The 19,439-nt window shown below is 70.3% G+C and carries 9 protein-coding genes; 5 read left to right on the top strand and 4 right to left on the bottom strand.

From position 1 onward, the window contains the following. Complete coding sequence (locus DAA40_RS06730; RefSeq protein WP_106848863.1) at positions 1-12,723, top strand: hypothetical protein; 12,723 nt, start codon at positions 1-3, stop codon at positions 12,721-12,723. An 18-nt stretch (positions 12,724-12,741) separates the two neighbouring features. Here DAA40_RS06730 and DAA40_RS06735 read toward each other — a convergent pair whose 3' ends face one another. From DAA40_RS06735 to DAA40_RS06750, 4 genes are all read right to left on the bottom strand, one after another. Further along, positions 12,742-13,347, bottom strand: coding sequence for a hypothetical protein (locus DAA40_RS06735; protein ID WP_106848864.1), 606 nt, complete (start codon positions 13,345-13,347; stop codon positions 12,742-12,744). Beyond that, positions 13,344-13,943: a hypothetical protein gene (locus tag DAA40_RS06740; RefSeq protein WP_106848865.1), complete on the bottom strand. Its 600-nt coding sequence runs from the start codon at positions 13,941-13,943 to the stop codon at positions 13,344-13,346. Before DAA40_RS06740 ends, DAA40_RS06735 begins: the two co-directional genes overlap by 4 nt. Then, positions 13,940-15,223 (bottom strand): hypothetical protein, encoded by a 1,284-nt coding sequence (locus DAA40_RS06745; RefSeq protein WP_106848866.1) that lies wholly within the window; start codon positions 15,221-15,223, stop codon positions 13,940-13,942. The genes DAA40_RS06740 and DAA40_RS06745 overlap by 4 nt, the downstream gene beginning before the upstream one ends. A 67-nt stretch (positions 15,224-15,290) precedes the next feature. Continuing rightward, on the bottom strand, positions 15,291-15,713 hold the full coding sequence (locus tag DAA40_RS06750) for a hypothetical protein (protein WP_158716283.1): 423 nt from the start codon (positions 15,711-15,713) through the stop codon (positions 15,291-15,293). A 69-nt stretch (positions 15,714-15,782) separates the two neighbouring features. Here DAA40_RS06750 and DAA40_RS06755 point away from each other — a divergent pair, with 69 nt between their 5' ends. The 4 genes from DAA40_RS06755 to DAA40_RS06770 all read left to right on the top strand — a co-directional run bounded on the left by DAA40_RS06755 (position 15,783) and on the right by DAA40_RS06770 (position 19,349). Then, a complete protein-coding gene (locus DAA40_RS06755; RefSeq protein ID WP_106848868.1) occupies positions 15,783-16,019 on the top strand; it encodes a hypothetical protein in 237 nt (78 codons plus the stop codon). A gap of 149 nt (positions 16,020-16,168) precedes the next feature. Continuing rightward, positions 16,169-17,329 carry a CaiB/BaiF CoA-transferase family protein gene (locus tag DAA40_RS06760; protein WP_106848869.1) on the top strand — a complete coding sequence of 387 codons (1,161 nt, stop codon included), beginning with the start codon at positions 16,169-16,171 and terminating at the stop codon, positions 17,327-17,329. Between the two features lie 48 nt (positions 17,330-17,377). Next, the gene (locus DAA40_RS06765; RefSeq protein WP_106848870.1) at positions 17,378-18,115 is read left to right on the top strand and encodes a hypothetical protein; all 738 of its coding nucleotides are present in this window, start codon (positions 17,378-17,380) and stop codon (positions 18,113-18,115) included. A 91-nt stretch (positions 18,116-18,206) separates the two neighbouring features. Further along, complete coding sequence (locus DAA40_RS06770; RefSeq protein ID WP_106848871.1) at positions 18,207-19,349, top strand: acyl-CoA dehydrogenase family protein; 1,143 nt, start codon at positions 18,207-18,209, stop codon at positions 19,347-19,349. The last annotated feature ends 90 nt before the right edge of the window (positions 19,350-19,439 follow it).

Below are 19,439 nucleotides of genomic sequence, written 5' to 3' on the forward strand. Positions count from 1 at the left end.
ATGGACACCGACACGATCCGGATCGCGACGATGCTCGCAGAGCACACCGTGCCGACCCTGGACGGCGGCCGGGCCCCGATCGACATCCAGATGCTCGAAGCGATCCGTGACCACCTCTTCGGCGATCACCCCGTGACCCACCAGGTCGATGGCGGTGAGATCACCTTGTCGCAGTTCATTGCCGATCCGGACATCATCGAGGCCTGGCTCCGCCTGCAGCACAACGACACCAGCCACCTCGAGACCGACCTGCTGCTGATCGCCCACGAGCACGCCGAGATCCAGGCGATGGAGCAGGGCAAGAGCCAGATCGACGCCCACCTGGCCGCGAACGAGATCGCCAACTGGTCGGAGGTCGTGCCCGATTCCGACCACCCGTTGTTGCATCGGCTGGACCTCAACCAGGGGGTGCCGGACTTCCAGAGCTACGTGGACTCCCCGGTCCGCTCGTACGAGTACAACCACGCCATGCGGGTGCGCAGCATTCTGGACGCCCAGATGCCGGGTGTCTACGCCGTGCTTACGGCGCCCGATCTGGAAACACCGAAGCGAACGCTGCCGAGCGCCAGCGGCACACTCTCACCGCAGTCCGATCTCGGACAGCGAGTGGCGCGTGCCCGCGCCGAGCTGCAGCAGGTCATCGAACAGATCGGCGGGCCGGCGGTGCTGGAGCTGGCCGGCAACCCGCACCTCGACCCGAGCACGGCGGCACAGACCGGCCCGTTCGTTCCCGGCACGTGGCACGCCGACAAGTCCGCCCTGCATGGCCTGCGCGCGAGTTCCGTCAAAGCCATCCTGGCGGATCTTGGGCTGACAGTCCCACCCGGGACGACGAACGATGGCCGCATCGCCGCCATCCAGGACCATCTGAGGATCCTCGCCGACTCCGCGCCCGAGGGCTCCACGCCCGAGGAGCAGGCCGCGTTTCAGCAGCACCAGGAGCAGATCGTCGCGACGTTCGCGCAGTCGATCACTACGCACGCAACGATGGACCGCAACAACACCTCGCTGCGCACTCACGTGCGCAACCACCTCGTCGGTTACTACGCGAGCCGCTTCATCGCGATCTACAACGCACTCGACTCTCGCCCGGCAACCGATCGGGGCACGGGCACGCTGACGTTCCTGTTGACCGAGTTCGGTGGCACTGCGAATGCATCCGCGCTGGAGGAGGCGCACAGCGGCCTGCCGGCCGGCGTGGCCTTCCGCACCGAAGGGCTCACCCCGTCCGGCGCGCCAATCGCCGCGAACATCGACGGCATGCGCGGTCATGTGGCGCTCGAGATGAAATCCGGCTACGCCACCCACGTCGAGCCCGACGGCCGGTTCAACACCGACACCGACCAGAAGCTGGCGCGGCAGTTCCGCCGCGAGGTCGGCGCGGTTCAGGCCGAGATCGACGCCCGGGCCAAGCAGGCCGCAGACGCAGCGATCGAGCAGCGCCTGGTCGAGCTCGGCAAGCCGGAGAACGAGCTCACCGCGGCTGAGCGCGCCGAGCTCAACCAGCTCGAGAAGTCGACGACGAAGGCCTACCTGAGCTCGCATCCAGCACGGCTGGACATCATCACCGACACCGAGGTCACCCAACGGGCACTCGAGCAGCTCATCGCCAGCCGCCCAGACCTCAAAGCGGCGGTGAGCATCTACTCGCACGAGGATCACCTCGCGCACATGCGCGCCGAGACCGAACAGGCTCAGCGCGAGCGCTACCCGGGGATCGTCGAGGAGGCCAGGCGGCTGGTCGCGCTGCGCCGCCAGCTGGACGGCGACCTGCCCACCGGAGCCCGCAGCCTGCCGTCCCCGGATGCCGTCCCGAACCCCGAGGACGCCGTCCGGGTTCGCACCGCGCAGCAGCAGTACCTGCATGGAGTGACCACCGACCCGACCATCACGCCGCCGATGAGCGCGCAGGAACTGAACGACCTGGTGTTCGGCGAGCCGCGTCGGGGAGCCTCCGTCATCCAGCAGCTCACCAAGGCGCTCGGGATGGACGTCGAGGTCGTTTCCGACGCCGATGGCCAAAGCACGCTGCGACTCACCAACGACACCCGGCTACTGCAGGTCACCGTCGACGTCGCGTCCCTGACTCCCGACGGTCTTCTCCCCTCGACCGGCGACCCCGTGGTGCGCACGGATATCGCCTCGTCGCCGGACGATCCAGGACGCGGAGCGCACCGTCAGTTGCGTGCTGACCTACACATCACGTTGTCGTCACAGCTGAGTCCCGAGCAGGTAGCCCGAGTGCTGGCGCAGGAGATCACCCGGGCCAGCTACGAGATCGACCCCGATGCGCGCAATAACACCGAGGACCTGCTCACCGCGGACGCCAACAAGCGAGTTCCGCCGGTCATCGCGCAGGTGCAGGCGGACAACGACCCGTCCTTCAGCCCGCGCGACGTCGCCCGCCTGGCCGGGCTGCAGGTGCTGTTCGACTCCCTCGAGGGCGCATCGCGCAAGCAGGTGAACCAGCTCAAGGACGTCATCGCCGCGACCCTCTCGGACCTGGGACTGAACCTCACCACCGAACGTGCGACCGAGCTGGGCATCTCGCACGACACCCTCGTGGAGCAGTTCTTCACCCGGCTCCAGGGCATACCCGACCTCGACGGCAGCTCCCGGCTCAAGGACGCCATCCGCAGCTTCAACACCCAGGAACTCGGTGGCATCCCGCCGTCCAAGGCGCCGCTGCAGACCTATGTCGCCAAGGCGATCGCTTCGCAGGGCCTCACGGCCGCCGGCACGATCCTCGGTTCGATGTTGCTAGGGGTCGCCTCTCCGGTGCTTCTCGCCGCGACCGGCATCGGGGCGGTGCTCGCGATCGGCGCCTCGGTCCTAGCCGACGTCAACAAGTTCAACAGCGCCGCGCGGAACACCACCGCCGCCAACGACCAGAACCCCCGCAGCGGCGACCGAGATCAGCAGGCCCGCCAGCACCGCGACGAGGTGCAGGCATTACGCACCGAGATCGCGCTGAACCCCGAGCTCAGTGGGCAGCTGCGCACCGGGTTGTTCGGCCCGCAGGCCGACGCGGCGTTGGCGGCGCTAGAACGCGCTCACCAGACCGCGAGGGACCGCCACGAGGGCCGGATCCGACTGCGTCTCGACGAGGAGGCCGTCCGGGACGTCGACCCGCTGGACAAGGTCGCTAGCCGCGGTGCCCTGGCGTTCAAGGCAGCGGCCACTCCGCTGGCCCGTGCCCTCCCGTTCGCCGTCGCGGCCGTCGTGGCCCCCGCCCAAGCCCTCGCCATGGGCGCCATCGCCGCGGGCAACGCGATCGCTGCGGCTATCGGCGCGGGCATCGCGCCGCGACTGGGCCTCGGCGGCGACCCCGCGCTCGATGTGACCAAGGCCGAGCGCGAGAACGAGAACCAGCGCCGCAAGTCCCTGCTGAAGATTAATGCGGCGGACGTCGCGGCGAGCACGACCTACCGCTCTCAGACCCGCGACATCCAGCTGCTGCACGAGCGATTCGCGCAGCAGAACGCTGACGAGCGCCGGATCCAAGAGATCAGCGACGCCCTGCGCACCGCCGACCCCGAGCAGCGGGCCGCGCTGATGCGCGAGCTCGACGAGATCGGGCAGCGCACGAGCCGCACCGCGGCCCTTCCCGACGACGCGATCGAGACGACCCACGACCTCGGCCCGCTGCGTGAGGCGCTCCAGCGAGTCGTCGACACCACCGAGCACTTCGCCACCGCTCCCGCACACGAGCGGCTCAACCCCTTCAAACCGCTGCGCGGGGACATGCAGCGGGCGATCGCCGACGTCCACGTCGCCGCTCAGGCCCTGCACGAACAAGGCCTCGACATCCCGCTCACCCTCGACAGCTCGCGCCGCACCGAGCAGATCATCACCATGCAGTCGCTCGATGAGTCGACCCAACGGCTGCTCTCGGTAGTCCAGATGCACCCCGAGAACGGCTATCGGCAGACGGCGAACATCACGGCGTACCTCTCCCAGCGCTACGCCGCCGCAGGCGTCACCACCTTCCTGACCCGCTTGGCCAATGCCGGCTTCTCCCCCGCGGCCTTGCTGCCCGCAGCAGTCAGCGCGGTGACGACGACGGTCGTCGCCACGCTCGGCGAGCATCGGCTCGAGATAGGCAACGAGCTGCGCAAGTTCTACGAGCGCTCCAGCCGCTCAACAGTCCAGAAGTCGCTGGTTGCCATCAACTCGCGCGCGCTGCCGGCCGTATCCCACCCGATGATCGTCGAGATCGTCGCCGGCCGCGACGCCGCTATCCAGCAGTCGATCAACCAGCTGCGCGCCCAGCAGCAGGACCCATCGAGCACCCCCGAGGCTGCGGAGAACGCACCGGCCGGACGGCCCGCGGCCGCACCCACCCCCGCCACGCCCCTGACCGTCGCGGCGTCCACGCCAGCACCGCACCCGGCCACGCGCACCCCGGATCCCGCGACAGCACGCGAGGAGGTCGTTCAACGAGTCGCTCCGAGGTCCGCGTACGTCGTTCGCTTTATCTCCACGCCGGTACTCGTCGCGGTGCTGGACACGATCATTGACCCGGGTCGCGCGCTGCGGTCGGTGCTGACCGTGCTGTCGAACGCGGGGATCGGCCCGACCGAGTGGAGCAGCAAGGTCGCGGAGGAATCGGCGACCCAGCGCACCGAACAGGTACGCAAGCGGCTGCAGACCGCCGAGCTCGCCGCCCAAGATCGCCGGCTCGATGCCCAGATGGCCAACCCGACGCTGGATCAGTCACCTCGCCAGCAGATCGACACCCTCATCAGCGAGCTTCGCCAGCTCGCGCGAGCCGACGAGTCGACGCGTAGCGAGGCCGTAGCGCAGGCACGCATCCTGCACCGCGCGCTCGATGTCGCAGCAGCTCACGTCGCGACGGCGGACCCCGACGTGCAGCAACGCATGGCCGAGGTCCGCGCGAGCGTGGACTCCGCCTTCGCCGGAGTCACCCAGCCGGCCACCCGGGCCGTGATCGCGGCCGTCGAGCAAGCCCGGCCCACCCGGGACCCGAACGAGATCCTCACGGTGCTGCGCGAGCAGGTCACCGAGGCCCGGGCGCGCATTGCCCACGAGTCAGCGGCCACCGCCGTCCTCGAGGTGAGCACGGCCGAGACACGGACGCTCGCCCAGGAGGCATCCCTCCAGTTCGCAGCCGACGGCAGCGTGGACGCCCAGCAGCTCTCCGACCAGATCAGCAATCTATCGACGTCGCTCGAATCGAGGCGCCGCGATATCGCTCGCACGATGATCAGCGCGCTCCCCGCGCAGCGACCGATCCTCGAAGCGGCCGACAACGCAGCCCAGGAGGCCCAGTCGGCGCTGGCGAACGCCGAAGCCCATCGGGACTATGCGCTCAATCTCGCTCAGCGGGTGGAGCGCACCGCAGCCGGCGAGATCACGCTGCAGCGGCTCGAAACCATCCTGACCATCGTCGGCGTCACCGACAGCCCCGGCACTCTAGGGAACGCTCTTGACCAGGCCACGAATGCGCTCGAGACGGCGCGCCAGCACGCTGCGGTGGCAGAGCTCGCACTCGCCCATGCCCAGATCGACGCCCACCGGGCCACCGCCGAAACCGTCATCGAGCAGCTGACCGAGCGAGCAACGGACATCATCGCGCAGGCGACCGCGCTGCTGGATGACCCCAGCCTGCCCGAGAGCTCGGCCGCTGCCGCCGCGGACCTACGCTCTCATCTCGACACCGCTTCGGACCTGCGCAGCTCGATCGAGCAGCATCTCGACGACCTACGGCGCGCGCACGAGCATTCCGCGGCCCCTGAGCCGGGCCTGCAGCCCAGCACCCTCCTGCAGATCGCCACCCAGGCGCGCGAGGGCATCACCGCCGACCTCGATCAGCTCGCCGACCAGCTCGCCCTGGTGGAACGAGACCACGCAGTGATCCACGCGCAGACCCTGCACGACAAGATCGACCGCGTCCGAGACGACGCTGACCGCCTCGTCGAACGTGGTGCGCAGCTGGCGGCACAGACCGTCGCGGCCCGCGACGCACTGAGCTTCCGCACCTGGCACAGCGAGGCCGCCCGCCAGCAGGCGGAGGCTACCCGCGACATCGCCGATGCCGCCCAGCGCGCGACCCGCGACGCGGCCGATCAGCGCGCCGACCTTGCCCGCGCTCAGGATCGCGCGCGTCAGCTCGCCGGCGATCTGATGGCCGACCCGGCCGCGACCGACATCTCAAGCCTGGCCGAGCTGGCGCAGGACGCCGAGCGGATGCACTCCGCGCTGGAGCGATCGGTAGCCGAGCTCGAGCATCAGGTGCCGACCGCGGCGCTGCACGCGACATACGCCAACGGCCTGGCCGCCATCGAGCACGGGCAGACATCCAGCACCCAGACCCGACTGCGGCAGACTGTCCTCGTCGAGGAGCAACGGCTGCTGCATGACCGGATCGCCGGGATGACGGCCAGCCAGAACCCGTCCGCCGTCCAGGCAGTGGAGCAGCAGCAGGCTCTTGACCGGCAGTTACGCACCATCGAGGTGCTGCACCAAGACCAGGAAGCCGAGATTCGCCAGCTGCAGCAGCTCGCGGCGTCCGAGACCATCGAGTCACGTAGCCAAGCCATCCAGACGACCACCCAGTCGGTGCTGCAGCGCGTCGGAACGATCCAGGACGCCCTCGCACGCGCCCGTACCCTCATCGACGGCACGGACGCGATCTCCCGCGTCGCGGCCGCGGAGATCGACCACGCGAACAACACCCGCAACGCGGTGCGCGCAGCCGACGAGTACGCCAGCGCCGAGCTGGCGGTCGCCCACGCGGTCGCGGACACCGCCCCGGGCGTCATCTTCCGCGACGCCGCCGGCAACCGGACCAGCTCCCCGGCCCAGCAGGCCGCCGGCGAGCTCGCCGTCGCAGACCGCGCCCTCCGGGCCGCGAGCGCACTGACCGACCAGGCAGCCGCTGCGATCGATGACGCCGGCTACCGGCTCCGGCAGCAGCCCGCCGCGACCCTCCGTGACGCCGCGCTCGCGCAGTCCTCTACCAGCCGCTCCAACGAGCTGATCGCCGATGCGCTCAGCCACCTCGCCGAGGCTCGGCGGCTGATCGAGGTAGACGTCGACGCCGCCCGCCCAGGGATCCAGGACGTCGTCCCGGACACCCATCAGCGACATCTCGACGCAGCACCGGGCCAGCCGCTCGACGGCGTCATCACCCTGCCCGCGCCCGCCCCCGAGCAGCAGCTGCTCACCGACGCGCGCCGGATCCTGGACGACGCCACGGTCGAGGCCGAGCGTTCCTTCGCCCAGTTCGAGTCCGTGGGAGCGCTGTTCAACGCCGCTGCCCAGGTACAGCCCTCGGGTGCCGCGGCCCTCGACCAGGCCATCGCTGCCGCCGAGGACGCCGCGATCACGATGTCGGAGGATGCGCAGCAGGCGCAGGACACCGTGGATCGCATGAGCGAGACGCGCGAGCAGCTGCAGGCCCTCGCCGAGCAGATCGCGGCGCTGCCCGACGGCGCGGACGCGTCCGCCACGCTGCACCGGATGCAGCTGCTTCTGGGGGAGCTGTCCACGCAGCGGGCCGCGCTGCTGCAGGAGCTCGCCCAGGTCGACGCCGATGCGATTCGGCTGTCCCGCGAGTCGGCGACCGTGCTGCAGACCCGTCTGGTCGACGCGCTCGGATCGCTCACGGCGCACAACGATCAGCTCGTCGAGCAGCTCACCGACGAACGCAATCGAGTCGCGCAGGTACTCGACTTCATGCTCGATGCCCAGACCGACACGATCACCGACCAGCGGCTGGCGGAGATCCGGCAGGCGTTGCAGGAAACGGACTCCGCGCTGCACGAGGCGACCCGCGCACATCGCGAGCTGTCCGCACTTGCCGATCACGAGCAGGACGTGCTCGACGAGCTCACCACGCGGACGGCGGCGCCGGCCGAGTTGAGCGACCAGCTGCCCCAGGTCGCCGAGCGCGCGCTGCACCGGGCACACGAGCTCAGCGACGCGATACGCGAGCAGCACGAGCGCGGCGTGGCGGCCGCTCGAGAGGTCGGACGCCGTGACCTGACCCCCACGCCACCGACATCCTCCTCGCCGCAGGCGCTCGCCTCGGACGCCGAGGCGGCGCAGGCTCAGCAGGCACGGGAGGCCACCGACCGGATCGAGTCGCTGCGGGCCATTCGCAGGGAGGGTGATGCCCGTAGCCAGGCCGCTGTTGTCACCGCCTTGACGGCGCAGGAGACCGCGAACCGGCTGGCCGCGGCGGCCGCAGAAACCGCGCGGCGGGCAGCGGCCGGCGATCCCGGGTTCGACGCAGACCGGATCGCGCTGGCGCTCGAGGCCGCCACGCAAGCTGCCGCCCAGGCGAGCGTGCTGAACGACACCGCGCTCGCCGAGCATGCGGCGAGCGCTGCACGGCTCGCCTTCGATCAGGGCATCCTGGCGGCAGTGCCCGCGTTCGCAGCCCTCGATCAGGCACGCCAGAACGTGGCGGGCAGCCACCCGGCCAGCGACCAGCTCACGGAGCAGACCCAGCGGCTGCGCGCCCTCACCGAGAACGCGACCCGAGATGCGACCGCGCTCGACGGGCTGCTGCAGACGATGGACGATCTGCACACCCACGCCACCACACTCGCGCAGACACCACCAGTCGATCTCGGCACGCTGGCCAATCTCGGCGAACGGGCGCGGGAGCTCGCTCAGCAGGTGACCGAACGATCCACGAGCCTCGAGAAGGCGAGCAACCGCGTCGTGGTGGCGGCGCGCACGCTCGCCACGCTCGAGCTCGCCGAGAGCGCGCTCGCCGACGCCGCACCGCCCAGCAACATAGACGCGATACTCGACCAGGTGGACGCCGTCGTCGCGGAGGCAGTCTCCGACGCCGAGGCCGTCTCCGACGCGCGCGACGCCGCCGTCCAGGATGCGCTCGCCGTACGCGACATGCTGGCCGAGATCGGCGAGCTGCAGAGCACCCTGCGCACCGCACACGACGAGCTCAGCGCTCTTCTGGAGGACCTGCTACCCCGCCGTCGCCAGGAGGCGGTCACCGATGCCGAGTCCGAGGCGCTGGCGCGACTGACCCAGACGATCACCGAGTCGCACGCCACGCTCCGCACCGAGCTACAGACCCTTCCGGTTCGTGCCGACAGCGCCCTCGCCCATGCCATGAACGCGGTTGCGCTTGAGCACCTCGCCGAGGGACAGCGGCTGCTGGAGGCGATCGCCGCCGAGCGCGCCAGCATGCAGGAGCTGCACCTCGAGGCAACGACGTTGATCGAGGACACGATCGACCTGTCGCTGTCCACCGACCCACGGATCAGCGCGCCGGCGGCCGCTGCGATCGCCGGTGCCGAGGCAGTAGTGTCCGCCGAGCAGCGCGCGTTCGACGTCCACGCCGATGCGCAGAGCCGGATCACGCACGCGTATGACCTGCTCACTCAGCGCGCGCCGTCCGCAGAGCTCGCGGCCGCGGCGCTGGCCGATGTGGACGCGGCGGTGGAGGCGTTGGCCGAGATCGAGCGTGCGGCACGCGAGCGTACGACGAGCAGCACGTCGCGGCTCGATGCCGCACAGGTGCAGGCGGCCGCGGCCCGCGGCGCCGAGCAGCTCGTTGCCGTCGAAGGATCGCTGAGCATCGACGACGCCTTCCTGGAAGGGCTTGGGGAGCGGGCCCGCTCGGTGCAGCAGGACGTCGCCCCCACCCTGCAGAACCGCAGCGAGCTGCCGGCCTTCCGGGCCCAGGAGCTCGCAGCGTCGGTCAGCCTCCAGCAGGCGCAGGCGCGCGCCGACCTGACGAGCGCCCTCGCGCAGCTCGACGCCGCGACCAGGCTGGCCGACACCGACCCCGACGCGGGTCGCCGCCGGGTCCAGGAGGCCACGGAGGCCGTCGAGCGGGCGCGGGAGCTGGCCGAGGCCTCGGCGCGCGACCTGGACGCCGCGCTTCGGGAGCTGGCGCGCGCGAACGCTGATCCCGACCGGCACATCGACGGCATCGACGATGTCGGCCCGCACCGGATCAGCATCGGAGAGCGACCGGCGACCCGGACGGTCGAGGAGGCGAACCGAGACCTCGAGCAGTCCGCCGAGGGCCGGGCGCTGCGCTCCTCCCAGGCAGACGGCGCGAGGCTTCTACACGACTCGGCCACTGGCCTGGAATCCCTGAGGACTGTCATCAGTCAGTCCCTCGCCCAGTTCCAGCAGGAGACCGCCGGGCTCGATGTCGACCGACGCGCCCAGATCCAAGACCTGATCACCAGCTTCGACACCAAGGTGCGCGAGCTGCAGCAGACGGTCCGTGACCTCGCGGGACAGCACGCCACCCTGCCTGCGGTCACTGCACCGCTGGCGACCGCGAGCGTGCTCATCGCCGTCCCACTGTCACCCGCGGACGTCGACCGGGCCGCAGACCTCATCACCGCAACCCAGGAACGTATCGCCCACTCCCGAGCCGACCTCGAGGCGCGGCTCGGCGCGGCACAGCAAGTCGCGGACGGTCTGCAGGCCGAGCTGTCGCGACTGATCGCGCACAACCAGATCCTCCAGACGGCCGCGCTGAGCGCCGAGACGCGCGCCACCGCCGACGGCGTCCGGCAGCTCGCAGACGTCATCCGCTCCCGGTCGGAGGGGCTCACCGGGGCCGAGCACGCCGATCCGGTACTCCAGGAGGCGCAGCGCAGGCTTGACCGGTTGCACGCGGTGGTTGCCGATCACGTCGCCTCCGTCGACGACGCCAGCGCTCGGCTCGGCGATCTGGCCGTCGCGCAGTCCGAACGCCACGCGTCCGTGCTCGACGCGCCGGACGCCGAGCGCGACCGTCAGGTCGCGGACGATCACCGACTCGCCGAGGAGGCCGCCGAGGACGCGCGGCGGATCGTCCAGGAGACGACCGTGACCCTCGAGCAGCTCGCTCGCGCCGAGCACAGCCTGCGCGAGACAATGCTGCGCGACCGGCTTTCCACCGCGCGCGAGGCGACGCTCGAGGCAGCACAGGAGCGTCTTGATCGCGCCCTGGCCGATATCGATAGCCAGCTCGACACCGGCTTGACGCAGATCCAGCAACGGCTCGACGAGGCCAAGACGCGCCGCGACGAGGCGCTCGTCGAGATCGAGGACACCGACCGGCTCCGCAACCGCCCGCAGCTTCGAGCCATCGAGTCCGAGTACCGGCGGGCGGTCTCCGAGAGCAGCCGCGCCGAGGCCGACCTGCGCGCCGGATCGACCATCTCCGAACGAGCAGCCCAGGCAAGCCTCGAGCAGGCGGTCGCCGAGGCCGACCGCAGGCACGACCAGACGCTCGCGCGCGAGCTTGCCGAGCTGCATCAACGGCAGCGGCAGGACGTCTTTGAGGCTCGGCGTCATGCGGTTCAGGCCCAGGCACGTGTCGATGGCACGGACCCCGCCGCTCAGCTGCGTCAGCTAGCCGAGACCAGTAACCGGCAGCGGGTTGCGATCGGCGAACAGATGCTTCGCGACAATCACGCCGCGGCGATCCAGTACGGCACCAGGATCACGGCGATGAACCAGCAGACCGCCGAGGTGATCCGGGAGGCGGATTCGCGCCGCGGGCGGGCGACCGTCCCCGCCGAGCTCGACACCCGCCTGCGTCGCCGGGGTCTGTGGGGCGCCATCCAGGTCGATCCGCCGCGCGAGTGGTTCTGCATCTGGCAGCCCGATTCGCAGTGCGTGTGCGACGGCCACTCCAGCGGCACCTGCCCGTTCCGCCCATTAGTGAACGTCGAGGTGCCCGCCGACCCGCCGTCTGGCGAGCAGAAACCCCAGCAGAACCCCAACCAGCAGAACCCCAACCAGCAGGATCCCGGCAAGCCCACCCAGCCACGGCCCACGGAGCCCGATCGGCCGGGGCCGAGCGACCAGCCGAACCGGCCGGCCCAGCCGCAGCAGCCGCCGCCGACCGCTGGCCAGCCGCAGGCACCCACCGCGCCGCAGGCACCCACCGCGCCGCCGCTGAGCCCGCCATCCCCACCCGTCTGTGGGCCGGACGGCGCGCCGCCCGCCGACGAGCCGGCCGCCGAGGCGCCATGCTCGCCACAGGTCCCCGCAGGGCCGCTTGCGCTGCCTACCGCGCTCGATGCGCTTAAGCGGGTCGTGGAATGGCTTGGAGGCGTATTCGAGCTGATCGCCGCCGCCCGGGCGCTCATCCGGTTGCCAGGGCACCCGCCGCTCGAGATCATCCTGAGTACCGAGGTCCGGCCCGGTGGCGATGCCCTACAGGTCAGCCGGGACGGACGCCGGATCACCGTCGTCGTCAACTGCGCCGCCACCATTCCCGACATCGCTGCCGAGATCGCCAGCGGCGTCTCGGGGGCACTGCTCTACGACCACTTCGGCGATCCCAGCCTGCTCGGCCCGTCACCGGTCTGGACGCAGGACAGCGACATCTGCGCGATGACCGGCCCCGACGAGGGGCTGCCACTGCCCTCCCTGGAGGACTGGCGAGCGTTGGCCCGGTTGCACGAGCTGCTGTGGCAGCTCAGCCACGTGGACGAGGGCCCTGTGCTGGACGCCGTGGCGATCGCGCTGAACGACCTGATCGACCAGATGGGGCTCGACCTGGACTCTGCGCCGGGCGCCGAGCTGCGCCGGGCGCTGCTGCCCGAGGCTATCCGCGCGCTGCTGGCCGAGACGCTGCCGGACTGGGACTGCGCGGACCCCGACAGCCCGGAGCTCGGCGGTGACGTCGTCGACGAGGGAGTGATCGACGAGGCGGACCGGATCGGGAGCACGCCCGGTGATCGCTCCTGGACCAGCGAGCGACGCTAGCGCACCGCTGTCCGCCGGTCAGCCGATGGCGAGGTCCAGGCTCACCGCGCCGGCCGCAACCAGATCCACCACCGTGCGCCACGCCGCGCGCAGGTCGGGATCTGCCGGATCCGTGCCGTCCCGCACGGCACGCGCCACCGCCAGGTGGGTGACGCTGCGGCAGTCGTCCAGCTGGGCCCACAGCGCATGCTGCTCCGCATCGAGGTAGACCACCGCCTGCTGCGCATATCCGATCGCGACGCGACCGGGCCCAGAACGCCCCGACGGAACGGCCTGGTAAAGCGGAACCGGCCGTAGCCGCATCCCCAGCTCCATCAGGTCCGGGCCGTCGAGATTGAGGCCGACGACCAGACCGCGGTCTCGCAAGCGCTGCACGGTCGCGGCCACCTCGTCCGCCGGCGCCGCCGCGGTTTCACCCTCGTCGTCGGGCACGAAGAAGGTGGCGGTCAGATCCCCCAGGCCCTGGGGCACCCGCGTCAGCGACTGCCAGACCGCGAGCTCGTTGAGCGTCGCGATACGCTGCTCGTCCAGCCCCACCCGGACGACGCACCCCGGGTCGTCATTCCCCCACGCCGGCGGCTCCAGCGCGACCAGCGCCCCGACGGCCAGCAGCAACTCGGTCACGAGGGCGATCCCGCCGCCGGCATCAGGCTCGCCATGCCGCGGGCCGCGAGCGGGAAGAACTCGGCGAGCACGAGCGCGGCCAGTCGCTGGGGCAGGATTACCTCGAGGTCGTTGCTGCCCGCCTCGCTGGCCCGACCCGCGACGGCGTAGATCGCGGCCGCGAGCGTGTGGACCGCGGGCGCGAGGGAGTAGACCTCGTGGACCGCCGGACGCAGCCGGTAGTGCTCACCTCGGGCGTCCCCCACGACCACCCCGAGCCGTTCGTGCACGGTGATCGGCGTGTGGGCCAGCAGCCGCAGGCTCGCGAGCTCGGCCAGCACCCGCTCCCGAGTCGTGGCGAGCTCGGCCAGCAGACCCCTGTCGCTCAGCGAGTCGTACGTCGCCCGTGGCCCCGGCACGCGGGATCGCTCCAGCAGCGCGCTGCGCTCCTGGCCGCTGGTCGCCTCCCGCCACAGCTCGAGCTCCTGGGAGGTCACCGTGACGGTCGTGCCCGGCAGCGCGAGCACCGTCGCGCGGTCGCCGTCCACCGCGCTCCACGCCGTGGCGACCGGCTTGCCCAGAGGGACGACGACCGAGCCGGGTAGCGCTTCGGTCACGGCGTCCGGACCAGGTCGAGATATCCGGCACGCTTCACGGTCAGCGCCTGCACGTCCCGCAGGTAGTCCACCAGGTCGGCGACCGAGTCGGCGCGTCCCGCGTCCTTGGCCGCCAGCAGCAGCGACTCGCTGAGGTGGGCCGAGCGCCAGACCTCGTACTCCGCGTCGGTCAGGGCGGTGACGACCTGGTCTGCGTTCACGCCGAGGTAGAAGGTGCCCGGTTCATCGGGCGTCGCGCCGATCCCGGCGAGCAGCGGCTCGAACCGGTGGGTCGCTGCCATCTCGATCACCTCGGCCCCGTCGGGCTGCTGCACCAGGCCCGTGTTGCTGAGGTGACGCAGGTGTCCGGCCGCAGCATCCACCCCGGCCCGCCCGGCCGCCTCGATGATCTGGGCCGGGTCGTCCTGCAGCCGCCCGTCCTCGTAGAAACCGTGCGCGTAGCTCCAGGTGAGCCACGAGGCGACATCGGGCAGCTCGGCCATCTCGCGGCCGAGCCGGACGTCGATGCCGGTGAGCCCGAACCGGCCGTGCCGCGCGCCGGCCAGGTACCCGACTCCGTAGGTGCCGTACTCGGTCCGGTCGTCCTCGTCGACCGTCACCTGGGCGGTGGCGGAGGACTCCCGCGCCGCGTCCGCCGTGGCCAGGCTCAGCTCAATCGCGCGATCGAAATAGCAGGCGTGTGCCGACAGCGGACCGTGCACCCGCCCCAGCACGAACTCGACGAGGGCCTGCCCAGTGCCCAGCTCCGCGGTCTCGGGAGCGACTGACAGCGCGCCGGACAAGATGTCGCAGCAGCTGTCCAGGCTCGCCTCGGTGGGCCCCGACACGAGCACCTGCCGCAGCACCGCGTCGACGCCGACCGTGCGCTGGTCCCCCGCAGCGAGGGTGAAGACGTCGGAGGCCTCCTCGCTGTTGCCGATGCAGGTCTGCAGCGGCAGCAGCCGGTAGGCCTCGGCGAACGAATCCCTGGCAACCGGCAATCCGAGCTGTACCTCGGCGACCAGCCCCAGCTCCAGGAGCAGTTCCAGCCCCCGGGAGGAGTCGATCGCGCCCCGGTCGATGTCGAGGGCCGCCAGCAGACCCCGGTCCATCCCGCGAAGCGTGCCTGGCCGCGCGGCGTGCAGCTGCAGCCAGACTGCCGCCTCCGCCATGCTCAGCCGATAGACCTCCGACCCCAGCCGCACCTGATAGTGGGCCTCGTCGTCCGACTCGAAGATCTTGCCCAGCGGCTGACCCAGAGGTATCAGCACGGGGACGTCGGGGGAGCTCGCGCGCGTCATCCTGCCGACCCTACCGACAACCATCTGCCCGCGAGCGAACCGTGGGTGCCACGCAGGTGAACGACGGTCACTCGCCCAGTGAGCCCGGCTCTGCCTCGCGGGCCGGCATCGCGCGGACCGTGATGCGGCCGTCGGGGTAGCGGGTCGAGAACGCGCCCCGGTAGTCCTCCAGCAGAGCGGTGAGCGCGTCGGCGTCCTGCGGCCGCTGGCAGTACCAGACGATGGGACGGCCACCGGCCAGCTTCATCTGCAGCCCGGCGATGCCGAGGTAGTTGATCTGGGTCGTCTCGAGCAGCTGGCCGTCGGGAAGCACCCCGTCGTACAGCGTGGCGATGGCGTAGATCAACCCGTCCTGGTCGCGGCCGGCGAACTCGAAGGACTCCCCGGAATCGGGATCCTCGACGACGTGGCCCACGCCGACCGGCAGTCCGGTGACGAATGCCTGGTACTGCGGCTGTTCCAGCAACACTGACTCCAGTCCGGCGCCCACTAGGCTTGATGCGAGATCGCGCTCAGCATACGCATCGAGCCGAGCACCCGACAACGCGAAGGAAGCATCATGGTCCGCCGCATCATCCCCGTCAACAAGGTCGCCGAGGACGCCGACTCGGTCACCTACGAGTGGGGACACCCGACCGTCAACCGCAAAGCGCGGATCGTCAAGAGCACCGACCAGATCGAGCCGGCCGAGGGCACCACGGAGGACGAGGCGCAGTACCTGCTCAACTGGATCAACCGGGTCCGCGTCCTGAACAACATGAGCGACTACCCGTCCGAGGCCCCCATCTATCGGTAGCCGCCGTCCCTGCGCTGTCCCGGCTAGCAACGCCCCGGCTCAGGCTACGACGATCCCGGGCGAGCAGCGTTGGCAACTGCTACCGACGAACCGGCCGCCGCCGGCGACTAGGTTGGAGCGAAGCCGCGCCGTACGACAGGAGCCTGCCCATGACCGGACCGCTCGACGGGATCACCGTCATCGACCTCACCCGAGCCCTCGCCGGGCCGCATGCTGGCCAGATGCTCGGGGACATGGGGGCTCGCGTAATCAAGGTCGAGTCCCCCGGCAAGGGCGATGACACCCGCGGCTGGGGGCCGCCGTTCGTGGGCCCGGACGCCGACATCGCCACCTACTTCCTCTCGTGCAACCGCAACAAGGAATCGATCACTCTCGATCTGAAGACGGACGACGGCAAGGACGTGCTGACCCGGCTGATCGCCAAGAGCGACGTGCTGCTGGAGAACTTCCGCACCGGCGTCCTCGACCGGCTGGGCTTCTCGATGGAGCAGATCCAAGCCATCAACCCACGCATGGTGATCCTGTCCATCACGGGATTCGGGCACGACGGACCGCAGACCGGGCGCGCTGGTTACGACCAGATCGCGCAGGGCGAGGCCGGCCTGATGTCGATGACCGGGCCGAATCCCGAGACGCCCTCGAAGGTGGGCGTGCCGATCGCGGACCTGCTGTCGGGCATGTACGGCGCGTACGGCGTGGTCTCGGCACTGTACGAGCGGGAGCGCACCGGCAAGGGCAAGATCGTGCGCACGTCACTGCTGGCCTCGATCGTCGGCGTGCACGCCTTCCAGGGCACTCGCTGGACCGTCGGCAAGGACCTGCCGAAGGCCGAGGGCGCCTTCCACCCCAGCGTGTCGCCGTACGGCCTGTTCTCCAGCAAGGACGGCATGCTGCAGATCGCGGTCGGCGCCGAATCGCAGTGGCAGAAGTTCGCGCCGGCCTTCGGGTTCGACCCCGAGGACCCGACGTACGCCACGAACGGCGACCGGGTGCGCAACAACAACCTGCTGATCCCGGCGATCAACCACGCGTTCGCGGCGTACACCAATGAGGAGCTGCTCGAGAAGCTCAACGCGCTGGGCATTCCGTGTGGCGAGGTGAAGAACCTGCAGCAGGTCTACGAGTGGGACCAGGTCCGCTCGCAGGGGCTCGTCATCGACGTCGAGCATCCGGTGCTTGGCACGATCGAGCTGCCCGGGCCACCGGTGCGGCTGTTCGACGGTGACACCGAGTGGAAGCGCGAGCACAGCTGCCCGCCCGCGCTCGGTGCCGACAACGAGACGGTGCGCGCCTGGCTCGATGAGACGTAGCCAGGCCGCCCCATCGCGCCCTCACCCGGCGACCGCTACCGTCGACGTATGCGGATTCCCGGCCCTTCAGATCTCGTCAACGCCCTCAGCTGGGTCGGCTCGAGCGTGGACACGCTCACCGACCTCCTTCCCCGAGTGGTCGGCCTCGTCGACTCCGTCGAGAGCCTCGTGGAACGAATCCACCAGGTCGTCGATCGCGCCGAGCTGACCATCGGCCGAGTCGACGGCACGATAGCGCGGGTCGAGACCATCACCGACGGCGCCGAGGCGGCCGTGACCCGAGCAGACGCCGTGATCGGCGGCGCCGAGACCGCCGTCGCGCGAGTCGACGGGGTGCTCACCACCACTGAGGAGGCGACGGCGCGCGCCACGGGCGTTCTGGATGCGGCCGAGGCGACGACTGCCCGGGTCGACGCAACCGTCTCCGGCGCCGACCAGGCGCTCGGCAAGGCATCGAAACTTCTCGAAGAATATGAGCCGCCGCTCACTGCTCTGAAGCCGACGATCGACAAGCTAGCCGAGACCACGCACCCCGAGGAGGTCGAGGCGCTGGTGCACGTCATCGACATGCTGCCCGAGCTCACCGACTCTCTTCGCGACGACGTCCTGCCGATGCTGGGGACGCTGGAATCGGTCGGTCCGGACCTCCGCGAGCTGCTGCTGGTCTCACGCGAGCTCAACGAGATGCTCGGCTCGCTGCCCGGCATGGGACGGATCAAGAAGCGGGTGGAGGAGCAGCAGGAGGAAGAAGAAGCCGAGCGACCCGCTTCCGGTGAGGGCTCGTGATCGCGACGTCGTGATCATCACCTATCGAGGGCGGGCCGGCGTCGCTACACTCGAGCTCAGTTAACAGTCATTAACTCACCGGGAGCACGCCATGGTGGTTCAGCGACTCATGCCGACCGACGAGGGTCAGGACCTGATCGACCTCACTCGCGAGATCGCCGACAAGGAGCTGCTGCCCAAGGCGGCGTCGTACGAGCGGGAGGAGCGCTTCCCCCGCGAGGTATTTACGGCGCTGGGTCAGGCGGGGCTGCTCGGACTGCCGTTCCCCGAGGAGTACGGCGGCGGTGCCCAGCCCTACGAGGTCTACCTCCAGGTGCTTGAGGAGATCGGTGCGCGCTGGGCCGCGGTCGCCGTCGGCGTCAGCGTGCACGCGCTCACCCTGGGCATCGCCTCCACCTTCACCACCGAGCAGCAGCGTGAGGCATGGCTGCCCGACATGCTCGGCGGAACCCAGCTGGGCGCCTACTGCCTGTCCGAGCCGCATGCAGGCTCCGATCCCGCGGCGATGATCGCCCGCGCCACCAAGGACGGCGACGAGTACGTCGCCAACGGTGCCAAGGCGTGGATCACCCACGGCGGCCACGCGGACTACTACATCACCATGCTGCGCACCTCGGACGACGGCGGCCGCGGCATCACCTGCTTCAACGTTCCCGCGGGAACGCCCGGCCTCACCTCGGACAAGCCCGAGGACAAGATGGGCCTGATGAGCTCGACCACCACCACGATGCGCTTCGACGGCGCCCGCATCCCCGAGTCGCAGCGAATCGGCGAGGAGGGCCAGGGCCTGCCGATCGCGCTCGCCGGTCTGGACTCCGGACGGTTGGGCATCGCCGCCTGCGCGGTCGGGCTGGCCCAGGGCGCCCTCGACAACGCGGTCGCCTACGCCAAGGAGCGGACGGCGTTCGGCCGCAAGATCATTGACCACCAGGGCCTCGGCTTCCTGCTCGCGGACATGGAGGCCGCGGTCTCCAGCGCGCGGGCGGCCTACCTGCACGCGGCGCGGCTCAAGGACGCCGGCAAGCCATTCTCCAAGGAGGCCTCGGTCGCCAAGCTGATCTGCACCGACAACGCAATGAGGGTGACCACGGACGCCGTGCAGGTACTAGGCGGCGCCGGGTACACCAAGGACTTCCCGGTCGAGCGGTTCATGCGCGAGGCGAAGGTCATGCAAATCTTCGAGGGCACCAACCAGATCCAGCGCCTGGTCATCTCCCGTCACCTGGCCAAATAGCAGCCTCTTGGAGACGAGCGGCCCCGGCCAGAGCAAGCCCCCTGCGGGGCCAGGGCCAACAGTGTCGCCTTCGCGAAGTGGTAGCTCAAC

The organism is Blastococcus sp. Marseille-P5729, assembly GCF_900292035.1.
Lineage (GTDB): Bacteria > Actinomycetota > Actinomycetes > Mycobacteriales > Antricoccaceae > Cumulibacter.